Genomic DNA, 21,266 nt, shown 5'->3' with positions numbered 1-21,266 from the left:
ATTCCGGTAAAATTCTATTTCATTAAATCTTTAACAATATCTAATCCTATTTTTATTTCCTGATGTATTTCATTGCTCATGGTATAAAAATCCATTCCATCTTCTCCTATCTTCTCCCATTTCAGAGCACACTCAGAAAGCTTGAAAAGCCCGGCACTGCCTGCAGTTCCTTTAAGTTTGTGAAGGATCATTCTGGTTTCTGCAATATCTTTTTCCTGGGCTGCCTTTTCTATATTTTTTTCTGCATGAGAAAGTTCCTGGATCAGCAAATTGAGAAAAACTTCTTTGAAATCTTCATCATCTCCAATCTGCTCATTTAACATATTGAGATTAATATACTGTTCCGTATTCATTTCTGACTGATTTTCATCATCAACAACATGAGCATCCGTATTATTATTCCCGTTAATACCGATATATTTTGTAAGCATTTCCTGAAGATCTGCCTGTCTGAGAGGCTTGGGAAGAAAGTCAGTCATTCCGGCTTCCAGGCATTTTTCTTTTTCACCCAGCACATTTCCTGCAGTAACGCCAATAATCGGCACACCGGTGTAATCCGGAAGCATGCGGATCTGTTTCGTGGCTTCAATACCGTTCATTACCGGCATCTGAACATCCATAAGAATAATGGAGAATTGTTTTTTCTGACACAATTCCAAGGCTTCCAGCCCGTTTACGGCTTCCGTAAGATGTGCATCAGGAGTAATGGATTTCATTATTCTGTTATTCAGTACCATGTTCACTGGATTATCATCTACCAGAAGAACTTCAAGTTCTGATACAAATGAATAGGAATTTTTCTCATCCTGATGTTCAATAATAATTTCTAATGTATTATTTCGGGCCACCTTTCGCAGCGTTTTGTATAAATCATCAGATTTAATAGGTTTCACCAGCAAAAAGGCATTTTCCTTTTCCCTGATTGACGTAATTACTTCTAATTCTTCCGAAGAAGAGGAAAGTATTATAATAGGAAGATTATCCTTTCTCTGTTGGAAAAGCTCCCTGATTTTATCAATAGTTTCCAGTCCGGACATGAGTGGCATATGGTAATCCATGAGAATCACATCGAACTTTTCACCTTTCATGAGGATTTCCAGCGCCTCCATTCCGTTGGCAGCCAGTGTAGTCTCAATATTTTTATAACCAAGCATATGATCAAGAATAATCCTGTTGCTTTCATTATCATCTACCACCAACGCTCTTTTTATCGTCATATCTTCCTCTTCCCTGGATTCGGAGATTTCATAAGGCATTTCTATATCAAAGAAAAATACAGAACCTCTATCCGGCGCGCTGATCAGCGACAAATGACTTCCCATATATTTCAGAATATTGTTTGAAATGGTAAGGCCAAGCCCCGTTCCGCCATATCGTTTGCTGATCGAACTGTTTTCCTGGGTAAATGCATTAAAAATATATTTCTGCTTTTCAACCGGAATACCAATTCCCGTATCTCTTACAGAAAACCGCAGTGAAATATTTTTATCATCCATGCGGAGTTTCTCCACTTTCAGCTCAATCTCTCCTTTTTCCGTAAACTTAACGGCATTTCCAAGCAAATTGATCAGGATCTGTTTTAATCTGGATTCATCGATCAGAAGTGTTTTGGGTAGTCCCGGCTCGATATTCAGGAGAAGTTCGATATTTTTTTTCTGCGACTGATAAAGGATCACATTGATGACCTGGCTCACCATGTCATACACATCGCTTTTCTCAATCAACAGCTCCAATTTTCCGGATTCTATCTTGGAAAAATCTAAAATATCATTGATAATGTTGAGCAGGTTTTCCCCCGATTCATTAATGTAATTAAGATATTGGGTCTGAATTTCATTCAGTGGTGTTCTGAGAAGAAGATCAGAAAATCCGATCACCCCGTTGAGAGGCGTACGGATCTCGTGGCTCATATTGGCAAGGAATTCAGATTTCGCCTTACTGGCCATGTCGGCCACTTCCTTCGCATTTCTCAGTTCCTCATTAATCAATATTGCATTTGTTATATTTTGTACGGAAATAATGATACCCCCCACTTCATCTTCAGTAAGATACCAAGGTCCCACCTTCAGATCATAATGCTGAATTTCATCTTTACCTGGTATTTTAAGGGCAAAATCTCCATTAGTATATGTTTTACCCAATAAAGCATTTTGGTATATTTCTTTTCTTTCCTCCGGAACATCCTGTGATATGGCAAACAAGCTGTTTCCGATAAGATCCACATCATTCATATTGAATTCCTCTCTCCATTCGGTGCTCACGGAAACATAATTAAGGTCCTTATCAAACATGGCCAGAGGAATCGGAACATCCGTCACAAACGACTGCATCATCGCTTCTTTCCTGGTCACTTCTAGAAACATTTTTTTGAATGCATCAATATCCTGGATGATCCCGAAAACCCTGCTGCAGACCTCACCCTCAAATTCCGGGAGCCCTTTTACCCTTACCCAGATCGTAACTCCGTCATTGCGGACAAGCTGTAATTCTTCATCAAAAGGAACTCCTTCAGTCATAGCTCTGTTAAAGAGGAATTTCATTCTGTCCAGGCTATCATCTTTGAAGAAGCTGACCGCATTTTCAAAATCAGGCTGAAAATCATTTCCGACTTTATGAATTTCTTTTGTACTCTGGGACCAGAAAACAGTTCCTGTTTTCATATTGACTTCCCAGCCTCCTACCTGGGCAACGGAGCTTGTCTGCTCAAGAATTTCTTTTGTGTAAGAAAGATCACTTTCCAATTTATCCCTACGGATAAGGTCGGCTTTTAGCTGTATATAAAAGAATATTGTTACCGCAATGGCTGCAACAGCAGAAAAAATAATAAACAAAACAGTGGATTGAGAAGAGCTGTTCAGATCATTATCCTTTACAGCAAGCTGCATTTCTTCATATTTTACAAATTCCCCAACCAGCGTACGGCATTGATCCATAGCTGTCTTGTTCTGAACGAGTTCTTTTGGGGTCATTACTATTCCGTTTTTGCGTCTTTCAATGAACAATGCATTTGCTTTCATCATTATATCTGAAGTGCGCATCAGCTCATTCAGAAGCTTAAGCTGGTGTTTATCTCTAATATTTAAATCATTTATAGTAGAAATAAGCACAGCATATTGTTTCATCCCTTTATCCAGAGGTTCAAGAAAATTTTTCTGCCCTGTAAGCTGATATCCACGGATACCTGTTTCCGTATTTAAAAGAGAATTTAAAACATCTTTAACTAAACTTATTGACTCTTTACTTTTCAATAAACTTTCTCTGTTTTCCATTTGCTTTTGTATGCTAATAAAAGATGCAACAGAGCCTGCAATCAGCAGTAATAAGGAAAGTGCTACTCCAATCCGGAGATTTCTTATGATTTTTTTCGGCATTAAAAATTCTTTATGGTAAAGTAAAAAAAATAAATTCTTATATAACTAATTTAATTTAACAATTTATCATAATATACGCCAAAATAATAAGCATATATTAAAGAATCAGAGAATTAATATTTTTGAAAATCAATTGATAATTGTTCAGAACACCTACAGAAAAAGCTTATCCTTATTTTTAAAAAATAATTCTCCAGTTTGATTATCAGATATATCTAAAAATCCGAAGAAATTCTCCGGATTTTCATAGCCTCTTCATTTATGGTGATGTAGCGACTGTAATAGGGAAATCGACTGATTGTTCTCCCATAGTCAAAAATTTTTTTTACTCTTTATTACTAAAAGCATTTTTTTTAACATAAGCCGCTATATGTTCTATAGGAATCAGGTCAAGTAGATCATCTACGTTAATTATTTTGTGCTCATCCAGAATACTTTTTACGGCTTTGGATGCTCCCGGATATGTGGTAATCCGTTCCAAAAGACCGTATACATTAACCATTTTTTTATGCGTGTTTTCTGAATCACCACCAAACCAGGAACCATTGAAATGATGGCTTACATAATTTTTAGGCAGATCTTGTGAAAAATAAATCGATGGATATAAGGTCACATCATGTTTTAGCTTTTGAATGGTGTCACTATAGCGATCCGCACTATACTTTTTTTCAAGCATTTCTGAGAAAATATCAGTATTTATACGTTCTTCAAAACCTTCTTGTTTATTGTAATAGTCTACAAAATCTTTAGATAACTGATGTTTTGGTTCGGCCATCCAGAAAGCAGAATACGGTACTCCTTTAACCTCAAAACCGCATACTGCTTTTTCATTCAAGAATTCATCCAAAGGCAGCTTCAGTTCCATGTCGGTATCCATATACACCCCACCATGTTCGTACATCACTTTAGATCTTACATAATCTGAAACAAAAGCCCATTTTTTTTGGGCAAATGCTTCCTTCACATAATTATTATCATCCAGAGGGGCATTATTTTCATTCCACTCGATAATTTCATAATCCGGGTGAATTTTTTTCCAGGTAGCGATGCAATGTTCGGCCAGCTCATCTTTAGGATGCCCTCCAAACCAGCAGTAGTGTATTTTCTTTGGTATCATAACTTAATATTTTAGAATTGGTTTGATTTAACCATACAAACATTAAACCTTTATCGAAAGCAAAAGCAATAAAAATATGCTTTTACATCAGTTTCTTGCAGATACCCTGTTTATTTTTTTCTAAATCTATTGATTTTATGCCTGATAGGTATGATATTCGATACAGCATTGATTGATTATTAATAATATTCTTATGGAACATATTTCAGATCGCAGGTACCAGCCCAGATCCTATGTTGAAATTTCCACGCCGGAATGGGTGAAAAATGCAACACTTTATGAACTCAATATAAGACAGTTTTCTGAAGAAGGTAATTTTAAAGCGATAGAAGAACAACTACCAAGACTTAAAAAGCTGGGGATTGATATCATCTGGCTGATGCCGATACACCCCATCGGGGAACTTCATCGTAAAGGAAGCTTAGGAAGCTACTATTCTGTTAAAAATTATTTTGAGGTTAATCCTGAATTCGGAACTGAAGAAGATTTCAAAAGCCTGGTAAAGAAGATTCATGATGAAGGGATGTTTGTGATTCTGGATTGGGTAGCCAATCATACAAGCTGGGACAACACCCTGGTTGCAGAGCATCCAGAATGGTACACGAAGTCGAGAAAAAATACTTTTCAGTCTACAAGATGGCGTGACTATGACGATATCATTGAATTAGATTACAGCCATCCTGAGCTGCGCCGGTATATGACTGACGCTTTGAAATACTGGATCAGCAAATTTGATATTGACGGCTATCGTTGTGACATTGCGAGTTTCGTGCCCCTTGATTTCTGGGAAAATGTAAGATCAGAGCTGGACACCTTAAAACCTGTTTTTATGCTGGCTGAAGGTGAAGACCGGGATTTGCACAGGAAAGCATTTGACGCCACTTATAACTGGACTTTATGGAATATCCTGCATCAGATTGCTGTTAATCATTACAGTGTTAAAACGTTAACTGAGGCCTATCTTGCAGAGCATGTATCCGTATTTCCCAAGGAGGCTTTAAGAATGAACTTTATTGATAATCACGATAAAAATTCCTGGGAGGGGACACCTTCCGGTAATTTTGGAGATGCTTTACAGGCAGCCACCGTCTTTACTTTTATGATGGATGGTATTCCTTTGGTTTACAATGGTCAGGAGGCCGGACTTGACCGTTCACTGGAATTTTTTGAAAAAGATCCCATCAATTGGCAAACGCATAACAATGCAAAACTTTATGCTACGATTTTTGATCTGAAGCACCGCAATCAGGCATTGTGGAATGGCCGTTTTGGAGGTGAAATCGTAAGAATTATGAATGATAAGATGGACCAGATCATTTCGTTTGTCAGAGAGAAAAACGGCCATAAAGTACTTACATTTATTAATCTGAGCAAAGATCATGTACTCGCACAGTTTGATACATCTTTTGATAAAGGATCCTATGAAAATCTTTTCTCAGGAAAAGAACAGATTGTAGATGGTACCCTGATTATTGATTTGGAGCCATGGGATTATGTTGTACTGCACCATACTCCATCAAATTGAAGTAAAAATTTCAATACAAATTGCATTTGGCACTAATTATGAATGGTTTATATTATTACATTAACCTTTAAATCTAATTGTTATGGGAATTAAACCAGGACCGAAAAAAGTTGCAGAATCAACGGATAAGTTAGATCAGCGCCAAAGAGATAACAAGGAAACTCCAAAGAATAAAAAAGAACTTAAACCTCATCACCACAAAAAAGGTGACTAAAAGTATTTTTAAAATTAAATTCTAAAATATCCCGGCATAAGCCGGGATATTTTTGTACTAAATTTAGTTGAGATCTGCATTCAACAAACTTCCTTATTTGCCGTTTAGCAATAGTATTGGTGTTAATTACATCAACTTGTCAAAATGAATAGGAAGGTCATATATTCTTTTTCCTGTTGCATGGAAGATAGCATTTGTAATAGCAGGAGGCATTCCTACTCCACCGATTTCTCCCACTCCTTTTACTCCCAGGTCATTCACAAATGAATCATTTTCTTCTACAAAGATCACTTCCAGGTCATGAATATCTGCATGTACAGGAATATGATATTCCCCAAGATTGGCGTTCATATATCTTCCGAATTGATGATCGAGTATGGTTTCTTCGTGCAGTGCCTTGCTGATTCCCCAGATCATCCCTCCCAAAACCTGGCTTTCCGCTGTTTTAGGATTGATAATTTTACCGGCTGCCACCGCCGTAACAGCTCTTTTCACTTCAATAACGCCGAGTTCTTCATCCACTTCTACTTCAACGAAAACTGCACTGTGAACAGCTCTTGCTTTTTTTCCGTAAGTTAATGGATTGGGCATCGCAGAATTAGTCGTTCGGATGGCTTTACCGTCGTTTGCTTTTAAAATTTCTTTGATATCAATCTGTATTTCAGGCTGATCTTTATGTATAATAAAACCATTTTTAAAAATAACGTCCTTAAATTTCACATTTTTAAACGATTCTTTTAAATCTCTGGCTTTTTTAAAAAGTTTCTTATTCAGCGCCTGACAGGCATTTTGTACCGCAGGTCCCACTGTTGCAGTAGTAAACGATCCTCCTTGGATAGGTGCAAAAGGCATTTTACTGTCGGCATATGAAAATGTAATATTTTCAACCGGAAGGCCAAGTTCATCGGCTGCAATCTGGGTCATGATTGTTTTCGTGCCGGTTCCGATGTCGGTAACGGCACTTTTTATTTCAACTTTTCCATCAGCAGTCATGATCGCTTCTGCGCGTCCCAAAATACGGTTGGCATCCCAAATTCCGGTAGCCATTCCGTAACCGACGAGCTTATTTCCACGCTTCATACTTCGGGGTTCAGGATTCCTTTCCTTCCATCCGAATTTTTCCGCACCTTCAAGATAACATTTTCTGAGTTCCTTACTGGAATATTCCTTATCGCTGCTTTTATCAATTTCCGAATAATTGATAAGTCTTAATTCCAGCGGATCTATATTTAACTGGTAAGCAATTTCGTCCATTGTCACTTCGATAGCGTGCATTCCGGTACTTCCGCCGGGAGCTCTCATGTCAAGCGGACTGTAAACATCTAGTGGAACAATCTCATGTTCCAGCAATGTATTTTCTGCAGGGTATAGCATATTGGCCCAGTTAACAACAATTTCCACATAATCTTCAAACCTCGACGTTTCTCCGATTGCTTTGTGATAAATTGCATTGACTTTACCTTCTTTATCAGCCCCAAATTTTGTATGCTGCAACGTTGGAGGCCGATGTCCTATCATGTACATCTGCGAACGATCTAAGGTTACACGAACATTCCGTTTTAAAGCCAATGATGCCATTACTGCCATAAAAAGCTGCTGTTGCGGACGAAGACCAGAACCAAAACCACCACCAACAAACGGTGAAATCACCTGAACGTTCTTCATTTTCAGCCCAAAAACATTGGCAACATACATTTGGGAATTGATGGTTCCCTGGGTTTTATCGTAGATGGTCAGTTTATCTTTTCCTTCGTAAATTACGGTAGAAGCATACATTTCCATAGGATTGTGATGCTCGGTGCCATGACTGAAATGACTGTCCGTTTTTACAAACGAATTTTCATATTCTTTTTCAAAATCACCGGTAGGTTTTGGCGGAGGCGGTTTCAGTAGCGATGCCAACCCTTTCTTAGGATCCCTTGCTTTATCCAAATTCGTTTTAAGATCTGTTTCAAATTTCTCCTCTTCATAGACGACTTTTATTTTTGCTGCAGCAAAACGTGCTAACTCAAAAGTTTCTGCTACGACCAAAGCGATTGGCTGACCATTGTATTTAATCTCATTATCTTTAAGCGGTTTAAAAACAATTCCCGGAGGAGCATCCATATCGGCATACTGAAAATCAAACCAGGCCGTCGAAGGTCTGTTTTCGTGGGTGAAAACCTCAACAACGCCTTCCATTTTCTTTATTTCTGAGGTATCAATGGCTTTAATTTTACCTTTCGTGATCGTGCTGTTTACGATATATCCATATAACAAATCGGGAGCGTCATATTCTGCGGCATACTTTGCTTTTCCTGTCACTTTCAGATGCCCTTCCAAACGACTTATTGGTTGTCCGACAGACGGTGTATTTTCCATAAAATTTTAATTAGCATTAATAGTAAATTATAAAGAAGGTTTTGCTCCAGGTCTCTGAGAGGTCGGATCGATTGCCATCATACAGTTTCTCACGATCGCTTTTTTAGCCAGATTAATTTTAAAGCTGTTATGTTCAAAACCTACCGCTCCCTGTAAAATAATATCTGCAGCGGCAGCAAAACTTTCAGCATTTGCCACTTTGTCCTTTAAAAATTCTTCAGCTTCTTGTACACGCCACGGTTTGTGTGAAACGCCGCCCAACGCAATTCTCGATTCTTTAATCATTCCATTTTCAAGTTCCAGACCTGTCGCAACCGAAACCAGTGCAAATGCATAAGAACTTCGGTCCCTTAATTTCAGATAGGAATAATTTTTTGAAAATCCTTTTTCAGGCAGCTCAATTCCTATGATGACTTCCCCTTTTTTCAGGTTATTGTCTATGTTTGGAGTGTCTCCCGGAAGTCTGTGAAAATCTGAAAATTGTAATTTACGGTCTCCATCTGGTCCCGATATATGAACAACCGCATCCAAAGCAGCAAGCGCAACACACATATCCGAAGGAAAAACAGCAATACAGTTTTCGCTGTGACCTAAAATAGCATGAATACGGTTGTATCCTTTAATTGCAGAACATCCGGATCCGGGAGTTCTTTTATTGCAGGGAGTATTTATGTCGTAAAAATAATAACATCTGGTGCGCTGTAATAAATTTCCACCGTTGGTCGCCATATTTCTGATCTGCGCCGAAGCTCCTGCCAGAATTGCTTTTGAAAGCAACGGATATTTTTCTTCGATAAGTGGATGGTAGGCTGTATCTGCATTGGTCATTAAAGCACCGATAACAATTCCTCCGTTATCAATTTCAACAATATCACCTATTCCCTCAATTTTATTAATATCAACTAAAGTTTCTGCCTCAGTAACAAAATATTTCATCAGATCAATAATATTGGTACCACCGGCAATGATTTTGTTGTCTTCGTTTACATTGGTCAGTGAAACTGCCTCATCAACACTGTATGCTTTTGTATAGGAAAAATTATTCATAAGCACCTTGTTTTACTGATAATACAGCGTTAATAATCCCTCTGTTGGCACCACATCTGCAAAGATTTCCACTCATCAGATCCTGAATTTCTTCACGGGTATTCGCTTTGTTTTCATTTAATAATCCGATGGCACTGCAGATCTGTCCCGGAGTACAGTATCCACACTGAAAAGCATCATGATCAATGAAAGCCTGCTGTACAGGATGTAGATTTTCACCATCTGAAATGCCCTCAATCGTTGTAATTTCAGCATCAGCCTTCATCACACATAGACTCAGACAGCTTAGAACTCTTTTACCATCAATTAAAACGGTACACGCTCCACACTGTCCGTGGTCGCAGCCTTTTTTTGTTCCGGTAAAATGCAGATTCTCTCTGAGAGCATCAAGAAGTGATACCCAGGGAAGTACATCCAGATGATGTTCCTCTCCATTTACTTTTAGTGTAATAGATTGTTTTCCGGTATTTGCCATATCTCTGTAATTTGGTTACCGGTATTGATACAAAAAAGAAACCGTTATCCATGAAAATGTCTTATCTAAGGCAGATTAACTACTAGAAATGTTTAAATGTATTCAATCTAAATAAGAATAATGACTAAAAAAAATATTCTGTAACCTTCAGATACAGAATATTTATATGATTGTAAAATTTGAAATGATAATTTATCTGCGTGATAATGCTATAAGTATTTTATCTGGGGTAATGGGCAAATCTCTCATCCGTACACCGATAGCATTATAAATAGCATTGGCTATTGCCGGTGCCGTACCAATAATTCCAACCTCTCCGAGACCTTTGGCGCCGGAAGGATTGATATTCGGATCTGGTTTATGAATAAAATCAACCTCGATAATGGGTGCATCAGCATTTACAGCAAAATGATATCCTGCCAGATCATTACCGATTAATGTTCCCAATTTTGCATCGATCTGGTTTTCTTCCATCAAGGCCATTCCGATACCGCCAACCGCAGCTCCTGACATCTGATTTGCCGCAGCCTGACTGTTGATGATTTTTCCGCCATCTGCCACGACAGCCAGTTTTTCTATTTTCACTTTTCCGGTTCGCTTATTGACGCGGACTTTGCAAAAATGTGCCGCAGATGAACAGAACGCAAATTTTTCACGCTCACTTCCCGGTTTTGATGCTACTTCAAGACGTATTTCAGTCAGATTATTCTTTTCAAATAATTCGTCATACGAAACAGAAACTTTAGAATTACTTTTTAAACTGATGCCCGTATCCGAAAGAATAATATTTTCAAGAGCCACTTCTTTAAAGCTTTGATTAACTGACGATGCATATTCTGCCAGCTTTTGTTTTAATTGATTGCTCGCGTCGTAAACCGCTCCGCTTACAGAAGACAGCCCTGTACTTCCGCCCTGGCTTGGTGCGGGAGGAAGTGCTGAATTTCCAAGCTCTATACTGATTTTATCTTTTGAAATCCCGGTAATTTCGTGTGCGATATTCTGCATTCCGGTTCCCGTACCAGTTCCGATATCGGTCATTGCCGTCTGGACAGTGATGGCGCCATTTTTATGCATGATAATAGCTGCTTTTGCTTCTCTTCTTCCCGCATTCCACATTCCGACAGCCATTCCGTAGCCAATATACCAATCTCCATCACTAACAGTGGTGGGAATTGATTTTCTGGCCTTCCATCCGATCATTTCAGCGCCTTTCTTCAAACCTTCGTCGAGAAAATGGGTAGACCACGGCAGATTGGAATCAGGATGTTTTTCCAGTGAGATATTTTTTAACCGCAGTTCTACAGGATCCATTTTAAGCTTGTAAGATAATTCATCTATGGCAGATTCTAAAGCAAATACCCCGGTACAGTCACCCGGGCCGCGCATCCACGTTGGAGTACTTAAATTTAAAGGAACACTTGCAGCTTCTGTCTTTAGATTGGGAAATTTATAAATTAACCTCGTCACACGGGTAATACCATCATTAAAGTTTTCATATACTGAAGTTTCGTTCTTCGCCTGATGTAAAATTCCTAAAAGGTTTCCCGACTGATCTGACCCTATCTTAATTCTTTGCCAGGAAGCCGGTCTGTATCCTGTCGCTGCAAACATCTGCGGACGGGTGAGCATGAGCTTTACAGGACGCCCGACCTGTTTGGCAGCCATCACGGAAGCTAAAACGTGGGGCCAGACTCTTAATCCGGAGCCGAAACCACCGCCTACAAATTCACTGAATACTTCTATATTTTTTTCAGGAAGTTCAAATAATTTGGAAAAGGTTTTCTGAACATTGTTTACCCCCTGGTTTTTATCATAAAGACGTAAGCTATCATTTCCTGTCCAGTGGGCAATCGTAGCGTGCATTTCCATAGGATTGTGCACATCTGCCTTAATATTGTATTGCTCATCTACCATGAACGGTAAATTTTGCCAGCTGTCAACGCTTCCTCTTTCTTTTCCTTCTGCTTTTAAAGCAACGGACTCTTTCTCAGAATCAAAATCTACCGCAAAACGGTCTTTCTGATACTGAGCTTCTACCAATGATGCTGCGAAAGTCGCGTCTTCCAACGTTTCGGCGATAACCATTGCAATAGGCTGACCTTTGAAAAATATTTTATCCGTATGAAAAATTGGTAAGCCAAATTTTGCTTCTTTGATTTTTTCTTCACTTGCCAACCCCGGCACCGAAGGTTTATGCAGATGGGTAATGATATCAATAACACCTTCCACTTCTTTGGCTTTATCAACCAATATCGATTGTATTTTACCGGAAGGCACCGTACTGTTTACCAGAACAGCATAACACACGTTTTTTACCTCATATTCGGCAGCATATTTACCGATTCCGGTCACTTTTTCTACCCCTTCAACGCGTCCTTCTGGTCTTTTAGACTTGATTTTCAATAATTCGAGTAATCCCATAATTGTTACTTTTTAATTTTCCACCCTTATTGATTGACACAATTTTGTAATGCTGTTACCATCGCTCCCTGAAGCATCGGAATCTTATAGCCGTTCTCAGACAGTGGTTTCAAATCTTTGGTTGCCAATCTTGCTGCTGCCTCAAAGACATCTGTTGTAGCGCGTTTGCCATTCAGAAATTTTTCCACGTCAAACCAACGCCAGGGTTTATGTGCCACGCCTCCTGAAGCCAGGCGTGCATTTTTTATTGTTTTCCCGTCAAGATCCAGTGCTGCTGCGACAGAAACCAATGCAAAGGCATACGAAGTCCTGTCTCTTACTTTCACATAGGCAGAATGTTTCCAGAATGCATTATCCGGAACTTCAATATTCGTTATTATGGCATCCTGCGGTAAATTATTGTCCAGCCAGGGCGTATCTTCCGGCAACTTATGAAAATCCTTAAATGGAATTTTAATTTCTTTCTGATCCTTCGTTTTTGCCGTTACGTTAGCATCAAGGGCTACCAGTGCTATACAAAAATCTGAAGGATGAACAGCGATACACTGATTATTATAACCTGCAATGGCACTCATTCGGTTGGCTCCATCAATAGCGCTGCAACCGCTGTTGGGCTTTCTTTTATTGCAAGGTGTCGTGACATCATAGAAATAAGGACATCTTGTACGTTGCAACAGATTTCCTGCCGAACTTGCCATATTTCTGATCTGTGGTGATGCACCGGCCAAAATAGCTTTTGAAATAAGAGGAAATTTCTCAACAACTTCTTTGTTATTTGCGACTTTACTGTTACTGGCCATTGCGCCAATCTGCAATATATTATTCTGATAATTTACTGTATCAGATAATGCTGTGGTTACATCAATCAGCACTTCCGGTTGAGCAATATTTTTCTTCATCAGATCTACCAGATTCGTTCCGCCTGCAATATACTGACTGACTGCTGATTTCATGGCAGAAGCTTCAGTATCAGATTTTACTTTTTCAAAATTAAACGGTCTCATGGGCTGCAACTTTTTGAATGGATTGAACAATTCCGTTATACGCTCCGCAACGGCAAAGATTACCGCTCATATATTCTTTAATCTCCTCTACAGAACCTGTGTGGCCTTCCTTCACGCACGCAACGGCCGACATAATCTGTCCCGGCGTACAATACCCGCACTGAAAGCCATCACATTCAATAAATGCTTTCTGCATCGGATGAAGCTCATCTCCGTTTGCCAGACCTTCAATCGTTGTGATCTCTTTTCCCTGAGCCATAGCCGCCAGTGTAAGGCAACTCAATGCCCTTTCACCGTTAATATGGATGGTACAGGCACCGCACTGTCCGTGGTCGCAGCCTTTTTTAGATCCCGTAAGATTTAACTGTTCTCTGAACAAATCCAATAACGTAGTTCTCGTATCAACATAAAGCGTATGACTTTTTTTATTGATGGAAAGCGTAAGCCTGGATACGTTTTTCTTTGGAACAAGATACTGCTTTACATCCTGATAGAATGCTTTCACTGAAAACGGAATAGCCATAAAACCGGCTAGCAATCCCGAGACTTTGAGGAAGTTTCTCCTACTGTATTGTCCTTTCAATTCCATAAGTTATTTTTTTTCAATATAGTATAAATTGTATGTGGATTAGGTTTTAACAAATATCATTAAATATTATTACAAATCAATGATACACATTACAGTTTCATATACCAATATTACAGTTTTTAATTAAGGCTGCTAAAAAAACAGATATTATTTATGTAAATTTGAATATATAATAACTTTTTAATGATTTTACCTCAACAAAAATCATACTCAAGTTTTAAAATAATGATTAATCCTTAAAATGTATTCTGATGAAAGAGATCAATGATATTGTAAAAGCTTATAAAAAAGCACAGATTAATGGGTTAAAAGCAGCTCTGGCAACAGTAGTAAAAGTGGAAGGTTCCTCTTACCGGCAAGCCGGAGCAAGAATGTTGGTTACGGAGGACGGCCAGCTTACAGGAGCCATCAGTGGCGGATGCCTGGAGGGAGATGCCCTGAGAAAAGCATTGCTTGCCATTCATCAGAAAGACAATAAACTCATCACCTATGATACCAGTAATCCGGATGATGTCGAATTTGGAGTTCAGTTGGGCTGTAATGGGATTGTCCATATTCTTTTCGAATATATTGATGAAAACTCTTCCCAAAATCCTATCTCCCTTTTAGAAAAGACAACTGAAAACAGGAATGAATCTGTCATCGCAACCCTATTTTCACTGGAAAAGAGAAATAAGCAGACCGGAACTGTCGGGTTAATAAAAAAAGAAAGTACGATGATATCAGACTCTGGTTGTATTTCTAAAAGTGAGCTGAATCATTTTTATTCAGAAGTTTTAGAAAAAAAACAAAACCTACTTGCCAAACATTCATCGAATGAAATTTTACTGCAATATATTCCTCCGCAGACAACATTGATCATTGCAGGAGCCGGAAATGATGTTAAACCTTTGGTGGAAACCGCTTCTATTTTAGGCTGGAAAACAGTAATTGCAGACGGAAGAGCAACGCATGCCCTGAAAAAGAGATTTCCACTCGCCGATGAAGTATTGCTTGCAACACCCGAAGAAATTATCAAAAACATAGAGATTGATGAAGCAACGGTTTTTGTTCTGATGACCCACAATTACAATTATGATCTCGATTTGCTGAAGCTCATTATTCATCAACCTGTACAATACATCGGATTATTAGGACCAAAAACTAGGTTCAACAGAATGATGGACGATCTTAAAAATTCAGGAATTGAATTAGGTGAAAAAGAATTAAATAAACTTTTTGGTCCGGTTGGAATAGATATTGGTGCTGAAACGTCGGAAGAAATTGCGATTTCCGTCATTGCAGAGATCAAAGCGGTCTTAACCGGAAAAAAAGGTTCATCGCTACGGGATAAACCGGAAAAAATGCATACTGATATTCTCAGTATATAAAAAAATTATGATAACAGATCAATTCGGAAGAACCCATAATTATCTTCGGATATCTTTAACGGATAATTGTAACCTGCGTTGCTTTTACTGTATGCCGGAAGAAAATTATGATTTTACACCGCATTCAAAACTGATGCAGGCTGATGAAATTGATACCATTGCCCGATTATTTGTACAGCACGGTGTCAATAAAATCAGACTTACCGGTGGGGAGCCGTTTGTGAGAAAAGATGCTTCAAAGATCATCAGAAATCTGGGCAAACTGCCTGTACAACTGACGTGTACCACCAACGGAATTCGTATTGATGATATGCTTCCCGAAATTATTCAGTCCGATTTTCACAGCATTAATATCAGCCTTGATACTTTACAAAAGGAAAAATTCCTTAAGATTACCCGCCGCGATTACTTTGACCGCGTCCTCAGAAATATTGATCTGTTGCTGCAGCACAACATCAAAACCAAAATCAATGTTGTTGCCATGAAAGAGATTAATGACGATGAAATTTCAGATTTTATCGCTTTTACAAAAGATCATCCTGTAGAAGTGCGGTTTATCGAGTTTATGCCTTTTAGTGGAAACAGATGGACCAGTAATCAGGTTATGACGCAAAAAGATATTCTGGATATCATCAGGGAAAAATATGATTTTATTCCTCTGCCAATGGGTTTTCATGATACGGCGAAGCAATTTAGCATTAATGGTCACAAAGGAAGCTTTTCGATCATCAGTACGATGAGTGAGCCGTTTTGCAGTGGCTGCAACAGAATCCGACTTACCGCAGATGGAAAATTAAAAAACTGCCTGTTTTCAAAAAAAGAAACCGATCTTCTCACACCTTTACGAAACGGTGAAGATATTTTACCGATTATAGAATCTGCGATCTGGTCGAAAGCAAAAACACAGGGAGGACAACTGAATGAACAGTTCGAAAAAATAAATGCTTCCATCATTCAGAACAGAAGCATGATCAATATTGGCGGATAATGAAAAATACAGGCATTATATTACTGGCAGCAGGAAATTCTTCGAGAATGGGATCTCCGAAACAGCTTTTGGTGTATCAGGGAAAAACATTTATAGAAAGAATAACTGATACTGTTTTAGAAATATTTGATCCGAATCAAATCGTTTTGGTTCTTGGAGCCCGTCATCATGAAATATCTTCTGTCATTAAAAATAAAAATATACACACCGTTATCAATGAAAACTGGGAATCAGGAATGGCTTCCTCCATACAATCAGGAATGAAAGCACTGTCCGTTCTTTTTCCGGAAATGGAAGGATGTTTTATTTCAGTTTGTGATCAGCCTCATCTTACGGATGATTTATTTTCAAAAATGCTTCAGTTGAAGGAGACTTCAGAAAAGGAAATTGTTGTCGCAAAATATGCCGATACATTAGGCGTTCCGGCTTTATTTTCAAAAAAATATTTTAAACAATTAATGGAACTTACCGGTGAACAGGGTGCCAAAAAGATCATTCAGCAGAATATGAACGATGTGGAATCTTTTGAGTTTGAAAAAGGTGCTGTTGACATTGATACTCCGTCAGATTATAATCATTTAAAAAACAAACCATGATAAGTGTAGAGGAAACAAAAAAAATAATCGAACAAAATATTCCGGAAAGAAAAACCCGGATTCTTCCTTTGAAAGAAGCCTTCGGACATACAACTGCAGAAGATATTTATTCAAAATATGATATTCCGAATTTTTCACAATCCTCAATGGACGGCTACGCGATCCGTTTTGAGGATAAAGATCTAAAACTAAAAGTTTCAGGCGAAATGCAGGCGGGATCCGCGGAACAGTTTCATCTCGAAAAAGGCAATGCCTGTCGTATTTTTACGGGTGCTCCGCTTCCTATCGGCGCAGATACCATTGTTATGCAGGAAAAAGCCCTCATTGAAAACGGATATCTCACGGTAAATGACAACGAACTCGAAAAAGGTTTGCATGTACGAAATGCCGGAAGCGATGCTAAAAAAAATACCGTTGCGATCAGTTCAGGAAGTTGTCTTTCAGCCGCCGCGATCGGATATCTTGCCGGAATCGGATGTACGGAAGTCAAGGTTTTTGCTGCTCCATCGGTTTCGTTAATTCTTACGGGAAACGAACTCGTACAACCGGGAGAAAATTTAAATTTCGGGCAGGTTTACGAATCTAATTCTTATCAGCTTGAAAGCGTTTTAAAACAATGTGGAATTACTACTGTTAAAAGCTTTTGGGTAAAAGACGATCCTTCAGAAGTTGAAAAAACGCTGGATCTGGCCATTTCCAAAACCGATATTGTGATTTTGGTAGGTGGCGTTAGTGTAGGCGATTACGATTTTGTAATTGATGCCACAAAACAATGTGGTGTTGAACAGAAATTTCATAAAATAAAACAAAAACCCGGTAAACCATTTTATTTTGGAACCAAAGGAGAAAAACTCGTTTTCGGATTACCCGGAAATCCGTCATCGGCATTGACCTGTTTTTATTTATACATTGCGCCTTTACTTTCAGAAATGATGAAACGTCCGGCGATTACGGAGAAAACCAATGCAACTTCCACTTCTTCGTATGGAAAGAAAACCGGTCTTACCCATTTCCTGAAAGCAACCTATGAAAACGGAAAAGTAACGCCGCTTCACGCACAGGAATCGTATCGTCTTCAGTCTTTTGCAGAAGCCAATTGCCTGATGATTTTACCGGAAGATTCTGAAGGCTGTAAAAAAGATGACGTGGTTGAAATTATACTGCTAAAATAGAAATCACGCAATGAACGTAGAATTTTTTTATCTGATTTTATTTGTGATTGCGGCTTTATATGCAGCAGTCGGGCACGGTGGCGCAAGCGGTTATCTGGCGTTAATGGCTTTATACGGAATAGCTCCCAAAGAAATGAAGCCGACCGCTTTGGTGCTTAATCTGTTCGTTTCACTTACTTCTTTCATACAATATTATCGTGGAGGACATTTTAAACTCAGGATCTTTATTCCGATTGCTCTGGCGTCTATTCCTCTGGCTTTTTTAGGTGGAATGATTCATATTGAAGACACTTTGTACAAAAGAATTTTAGGTATTTTACTGCTTTTTCCCGTTGTCCGTTTTTTCTTTTTTAAAAGTCCGGATGACAGTGAACTGAAAGATCCCAAAATCTATTTATCTTTACTTTTCGGAGGAGTGATCGGTTTATTATCGGGAATGATCGGCATTGGCGGAGGAATTTTGTTATCTCCGGTTCTTATTTTACTGAAATGGACCAACCAGAAACAGACCGCCGCGATCAGCGCAGCCTTTATTTTTGTCAATTCCATAGCAGGTTTGGGAGGAATGTTCACCAAAGAAATTTCCTTCACTAATGATATGTGGATGTATATCATCTGTGCATTTGCCGGAGGATTGCTCGGAGCATATTTAGCTTCAAAAAAACTGAATCAGAACGGTTTGAAATATGTTCTTGCCGTTGTACTTTTAATGGCTTCCTATAAATTAATATCAAGCACTATTTAAGATTATTAAATGAAAAATTTTATTCTACTTCTTACGGTTTTCTGTACTTCTCTTGCTTTTGCCCAATCTGCAAAAAGCATTGAGATTGTCGCTCCGGATAACCAGAAAACAATTGTTACATCCGCTGAACTTTTAAAATATCCACAACATACAATAGACAGCATACAAATTACCAATCATTTAAAAGAATATAAATCTACCCTTAAAAATATCAAAGGCGTTTTGCTAAGAGATATTCTTTCAAAAATTTCATTTAAAGAAAAATCACCAAAAGTTTTAAGCGAATATTATATTACCTGCATTGCAGAAGACGGTTATAAAGTTGTTTTTTCGTGGAACGAAATCTTTAACACGACGGTTGGTGATCATATTTTAATAATTCCAGAAACCGAAAACAGACCTAAAGATGGTATTTCTACCCTCTCCCCGACCGATTTTGCGACCGGGAGACGATATGTAAAAATGCTGAAAACAATACGGCTAAAGAAAGTAAATGAATGAGCAATATAAAAATAATTAGCTTTGGCAGACTGAAAGAGATTTTAGGTCCGGATTTTGAAGCTGAAGCAGAAAACACCGATGAACTGCTCAGTCAGCTCAATGAAAAGTTTCCACAGTTGAAAGATTTAAAACTGAGAATTGCTGTGAATCAGAAGATTATTTCAGAGAATACTGCTTTAGAAAATAACGATATGGTAGCTTTAATGCCACCTTATTCAGGAGGATAAATTATGTTGAATTCAGAACGATATGACAGACAGATTAAATTACAGGGTTTCGGCATCGAAGCTCAGGATAAACTTGCTTCAGCGAAAGTTCTGGTAATCGGAGCCGGTGGTTTAGGCTGTCCGGTTCTGCAATATCTGACCGCAGCCGGAGTCGGCAATATTGGTATTGTGGATGATGATCAGGTTTCATTAAGTAATTTGCACCGGCAGATTCTTTACACTTCGGATGACATCGGAAAACTGAAAACCGAAGCCGCTCTCGACCGGCTGAATGCCATGAATCCCGAAGTACAATTAAGCATTATTCCTGAGCGGATTGTCACTGAAAATGCGGTCAGAATAATTTCCGAATACGATGTAATTATAGACTGCAGCGATAATTTCCCTACGCGCTACCTGCTTGATGATGTGTGCAGAATTTTGGGTAAATCCTTAATTTTCGGGGCAATTTATCAGTATGAAGGACAGATTGCCATTTTCAATGTTAAAAGCAATGAAGGTGATGTTACGCATTACAGGCATCTTTTTCCTGAACCGCCAGAGCCGGGAGAAGTTCCGGATTGCAACGACGCAGGTGTTCTGGGCGTTTTACCCGGAGTGATAGGAACTTTACAAGCTACAGAAGCGATTAAATTACTCACAGGAACCGGCGAAGCATTAATCAACAAATTAATGACCATCAATATACTGAATTATCAGACTGCTGTTTTTGAAATTCCTTCGTTAGATTTAACGGATAAAAATATTCCTTACAGCATCGAAGAATTTGAGAATATGAATTATCAGCTTCACTGTGGAATTGAATTTGCCGGAATTAAAAATATTTCTCCTTTAGAATTTACAAAAACAGTAAAACTTCCCGACACAATTGTTATTGATGTTCGGGAACCGGAAGAACAACCAAAACTCAATCTTCCATATATTTCCATTCCTTTATCCCAATTAAAGGAAAATACAGACCAGATCAGTGACCGCAATATTATTATTGTCTGCCAATCCGGTAAAAGGAGTATAACCGGAGCAAAAATTTTACAGGAAATTTTAGGCACGGAATACAATATCAGTCATCTGGAAGGCGGCATTAATCATTTAAATAAAGAAACTCATGAGCAAGGTTAAAAATATATTCCAGAATAGTCCTATTTCACCTCTATTTATCGCGGAAAGCATTATGAAACATTCCACGAAAACGGAAATTGGTGCGCATCAGATATTTCTGGGACAAATCCGGGCAGACAAAATTGAAGATAAAACCGTAAAAGCAATCGAATATACAGCTTACGAAGATTTAGCACTCACTCAAATGGAAACGATCCGCGAAGAGATTTTTGCAAAATATAATCTTGCCTGTATGCATATTCATCACAGTTTAGGTATCGTGAATGCAGGAGAAATCTGTCTTTTTGTATTTACCTCATCTAAACATCGGAAAGAAGCAACCTTAGCCTGCAATGAAGTCGTTGAACGCATCAAAAATGAACTTCCGATCTGGGGAAGAGAAATTTTTGAGGATGAAACGCATCAATGGAAAATAAACCAATAA

At 38.5% G+C, this 21,266-nt stretch carries 19 protein-coding genes; 11 read left to right on the top strand and 8 right to left on the bottom strand.

The features are described 5' to 3' along the window. Positions 1-14 precede the first annotated feature (14 nt). Entirely contained in the window at positions 15-3,371 is a 3,357-nt protein-coding gene (locus tag ODE14_RS02530; protein WP_263602849.1) for a response regulator, read from the bottom strand. A gap of 325 nt (positions 3,372-3,696) precedes the next feature. Continuing rightward, positions 3,697-4,488: a glycosyltransferase family 32 protein gene (locus ODE14_RS02525; protein ID WP_263602848.1), complete on the bottom strand. Its 792-nt coding sequence runs from the start codon at positions 4,486-4,488 to the stop codon at positions 3,697-3,699. Positions 4,489-4,681: 193 nt separating this feature from the next. Between ODE14_RS02525 and ODE14_RS02520 the strand changes: the two genes are divergently transcribed. Both ODE14_RS02520 and ODE14_RS02515 read left to right on the top strand, forming a co-directional pair. Then, complete coding sequence (locus ODE14_RS02520) at positions 4,682-6,013, top strand: alpha-amylase family glycosyl hydrolase (RefSeq protein ID WP_263602847.1); 1,332 nt, start codon at positions 4,682-4,684, stop codon at positions 6,011-6,013. Between the two features lie 82 nt (positions 6,014-6,095). Further along, the gene (locus ODE14_RS02515; protein WP_262484279.1) at positions 6,096-6,227 is read left to right on the top strand and encodes a hypothetical protein; all 132 of its coding nucleotides are present in this window, start codon (positions 6,096-6,098) and stop codon (positions 6,225-6,227) included. Between the two features lie 126 nt (positions 6,228-6,353). Here the strand turns inward: ODE14_RS02515 and ODE14_RS02510 are convergent, their stop codons facing one another. The 6 genes from ODE14_RS02510 to ODE14_RS02485 form a co-directional block, all read right to left on the bottom strand. Continuing rightward, positions 6,354-8,588 carry a xanthine dehydrogenase family protein molybdopterin-binding subunit gene (locus ODE14_RS02510; protein ID WP_263602846.1) on the bottom strand — a complete coding sequence of 745 codons (2,235 nt, stop codon included), beginning with the start codon at positions 8,586-8,588 and terminating at the stop codon, positions 6,354-6,356. A gap of 27 nt (positions 8,589-8,615) precedes the next feature. After that, on the bottom strand, positions 8,616-9,635 hold the full coding sequence (locus tag ODE14_RS02505; RefSeq protein WP_263602845.1) for an FAD binding domain-containing protein: 1,020 nt from the start codon (positions 9,633-9,635) through the stop codon (positions 8,616-8,618). Next, positions 9,628-10,110 (bottom strand): (2Fe-2S)-binding protein, encoded by a 483-nt coding sequence (locus ODE14_RS02500; protein ID WP_248393788.1) that lies wholly within the window; start codon positions 10,108-10,110, stop codon positions 9,628-9,630. The genes ODE14_RS02505 and ODE14_RS02500 overlap by 8 nt, the downstream gene beginning before the upstream one ends. A 192-nt stretch (positions 10,111-10,302) precedes the next feature. Beyond that, the gene (locus ODE14_RS02495) at positions 10,303-12,531 is read right to left on the bottom strand and encodes a xanthine dehydrogenase family protein molybdopterin-binding subunit (RefSeq protein ID WP_263602844.1); all 2,229 of its coding nucleotides are present in this window, start codon (positions 12,529-12,531) and stop codon (positions 10,303-10,305) included. A 26-nt stretch (positions 12,532-12,557) separates the two neighbouring features. Next, complete coding sequence (locus tag ODE14_RS02490) at positions 12,558-13,535, bottom strand: FAD binding domain-containing protein (RefSeq protein ID WP_263602843.1); 978 nt, start codon at positions 13,533-13,535, stop codon at positions 12,558-12,560. Continuing rightward, positions 13,522-14,124 carry a (2Fe-2S)-binding protein gene (locus ODE14_RS02485; protein WP_263602842.1) on the bottom strand — a complete coding sequence of 201 codons (603 nt, stop codon included), beginning with the start codon at positions 14,122-14,124 and terminating at the stop codon, positions 13,522-13,524. The genes ODE14_RS02490 and ODE14_RS02485 overlap by 14 nt, the downstream gene beginning before the upstream one ends. A 251-nt stretch (positions 14,125-14,375) precedes the next feature. Between ODE14_RS02485 and ODE14_RS02480 the strand changes: the two genes are divergently transcribed. The 9 genes from ODE14_RS02480 to ODE14_RS02440 are packed head-to-tail and all read left to right on the top strand — an operon-like array spanning position 14,376 to position 21,266. Then, positions 14,376-15,494 carry an XdhC family protein gene (locus ODE14_RS02480; RefSeq protein WP_263602841.1) on the top strand — a complete coding sequence of 373 codons (1,119 nt, stop codon included), beginning with the start codon at positions 14,376-14,378 and terminating at the stop codon, positions 15,492-15,494. A gap of 7 nt (positions 15,495-15,501) precedes the next feature. Beyond that, entirely contained in the window at positions 15,502-16,482 is a 981-nt protein-coding gene (moaA, locus tag ODE14_RS02475) for a GTP 3',8-cyclase MoaA (RefSeq protein ID WP_263602840.1), read from the top strand. Next, a complete protein-coding gene (locus tag ODE14_RS02470; RefSeq protein WP_263602839.1) occupies positions 16,482-17,078 on the top strand; it encodes an NTP transferase domain-containing protein in 597 nt (198 codons plus the stop codon). The genes moaA and ODE14_RS02470 overlap by 1 nt, the downstream gene beginning before the upstream one ends. Next, positions 17,075-18,250 carry a gephyrin-like molybdotransferase Glp gene (gene glp / locus ODE14_RS02465; protein WP_263602838.1) on the top strand — a complete coding sequence of 392 codons (1,176 nt, stop codon included), beginning with the start codon at positions 17,075-17,077 and terminating at the stop codon, positions 18,248-18,250. The genes ODE14_RS02470 and glp overlap by 4 nt, the downstream gene beginning before the upstream one ends. A 10-nt stretch (positions 18,251-18,260) precedes the next feature. After that, the gene (locus ODE14_RS02460; RefSeq protein ID WP_248393796.1) at positions 18,261-18,995 is read left to right on the top strand and encodes a sulfite exporter TauE/SafE family protein; all 735 of its coding nucleotides are present in this window, start codon (positions 18,261-18,263) and stop codon (positions 18,993-18,995) included. 9 nt (positions 18,996-19,004) lie between these two features. After that, positions 19,005-19,496 (top strand): molybdopterin-binding protein, encoded by a 492-nt coding sequence (locus tag ODE14_RS02455; protein ID WP_263602837.1) that lies wholly within the window; start codon positions 19,005-19,007, stop codon positions 19,494-19,496. Then, complete coding sequence (locus ODE14_RS02450; protein WP_263602836.1) at positions 19,493-19,723, top strand: MoaD/ThiS family protein; 231 nt, start codon at positions 19,493-19,495, stop codon at positions 19,721-19,723. Before ODE14_RS02455 ends, ODE14_RS02450 begins: the two co-directional genes overlap by 4 nt. A 3-nt stretch (positions 19,724-19,726) precedes the next feature. After that, positions 19,727-20,842 carry a HesA/MoeB/ThiF family protein gene (locus ODE14_RS02445; protein ID WP_263602835.1) on the top strand — a complete coding sequence of 372 codons (1,116 nt, stop codon included), beginning with the start codon at positions 19,727-19,729 and terminating at the stop codon, positions 20,840-20,842. Next, positions 20,829-21,266 (top strand): molybdenum cofactor biosynthesis protein MoaE, encoded by a 438-nt coding sequence (locus ODE14_RS02440; protein ID WP_263602834.1) that lies wholly within the window; start codon positions 20,829-20,831, stop codon positions 21,264-21,266. Before ODE14_RS02445 ends, ODE14_RS02440 begins: the two co-directional genes overlap by 14 nt.

The sequence above is a fragment of the Chryseobacterium sp. PET-29 genome (assembly GCF_025736815.1).
Taxonomy (GTDB): domain Bacteria; phylum Bacteroidota; class Bacteroidia; order Flavobacteriales; family Weeksellaceae; genus Chryseobacterium; species Chryseobacterium nepalense.
Note: the sequence above shows the minus strand (reverse complement) of the source record. Positions and strands in the feature narration are given on the sequence as shown.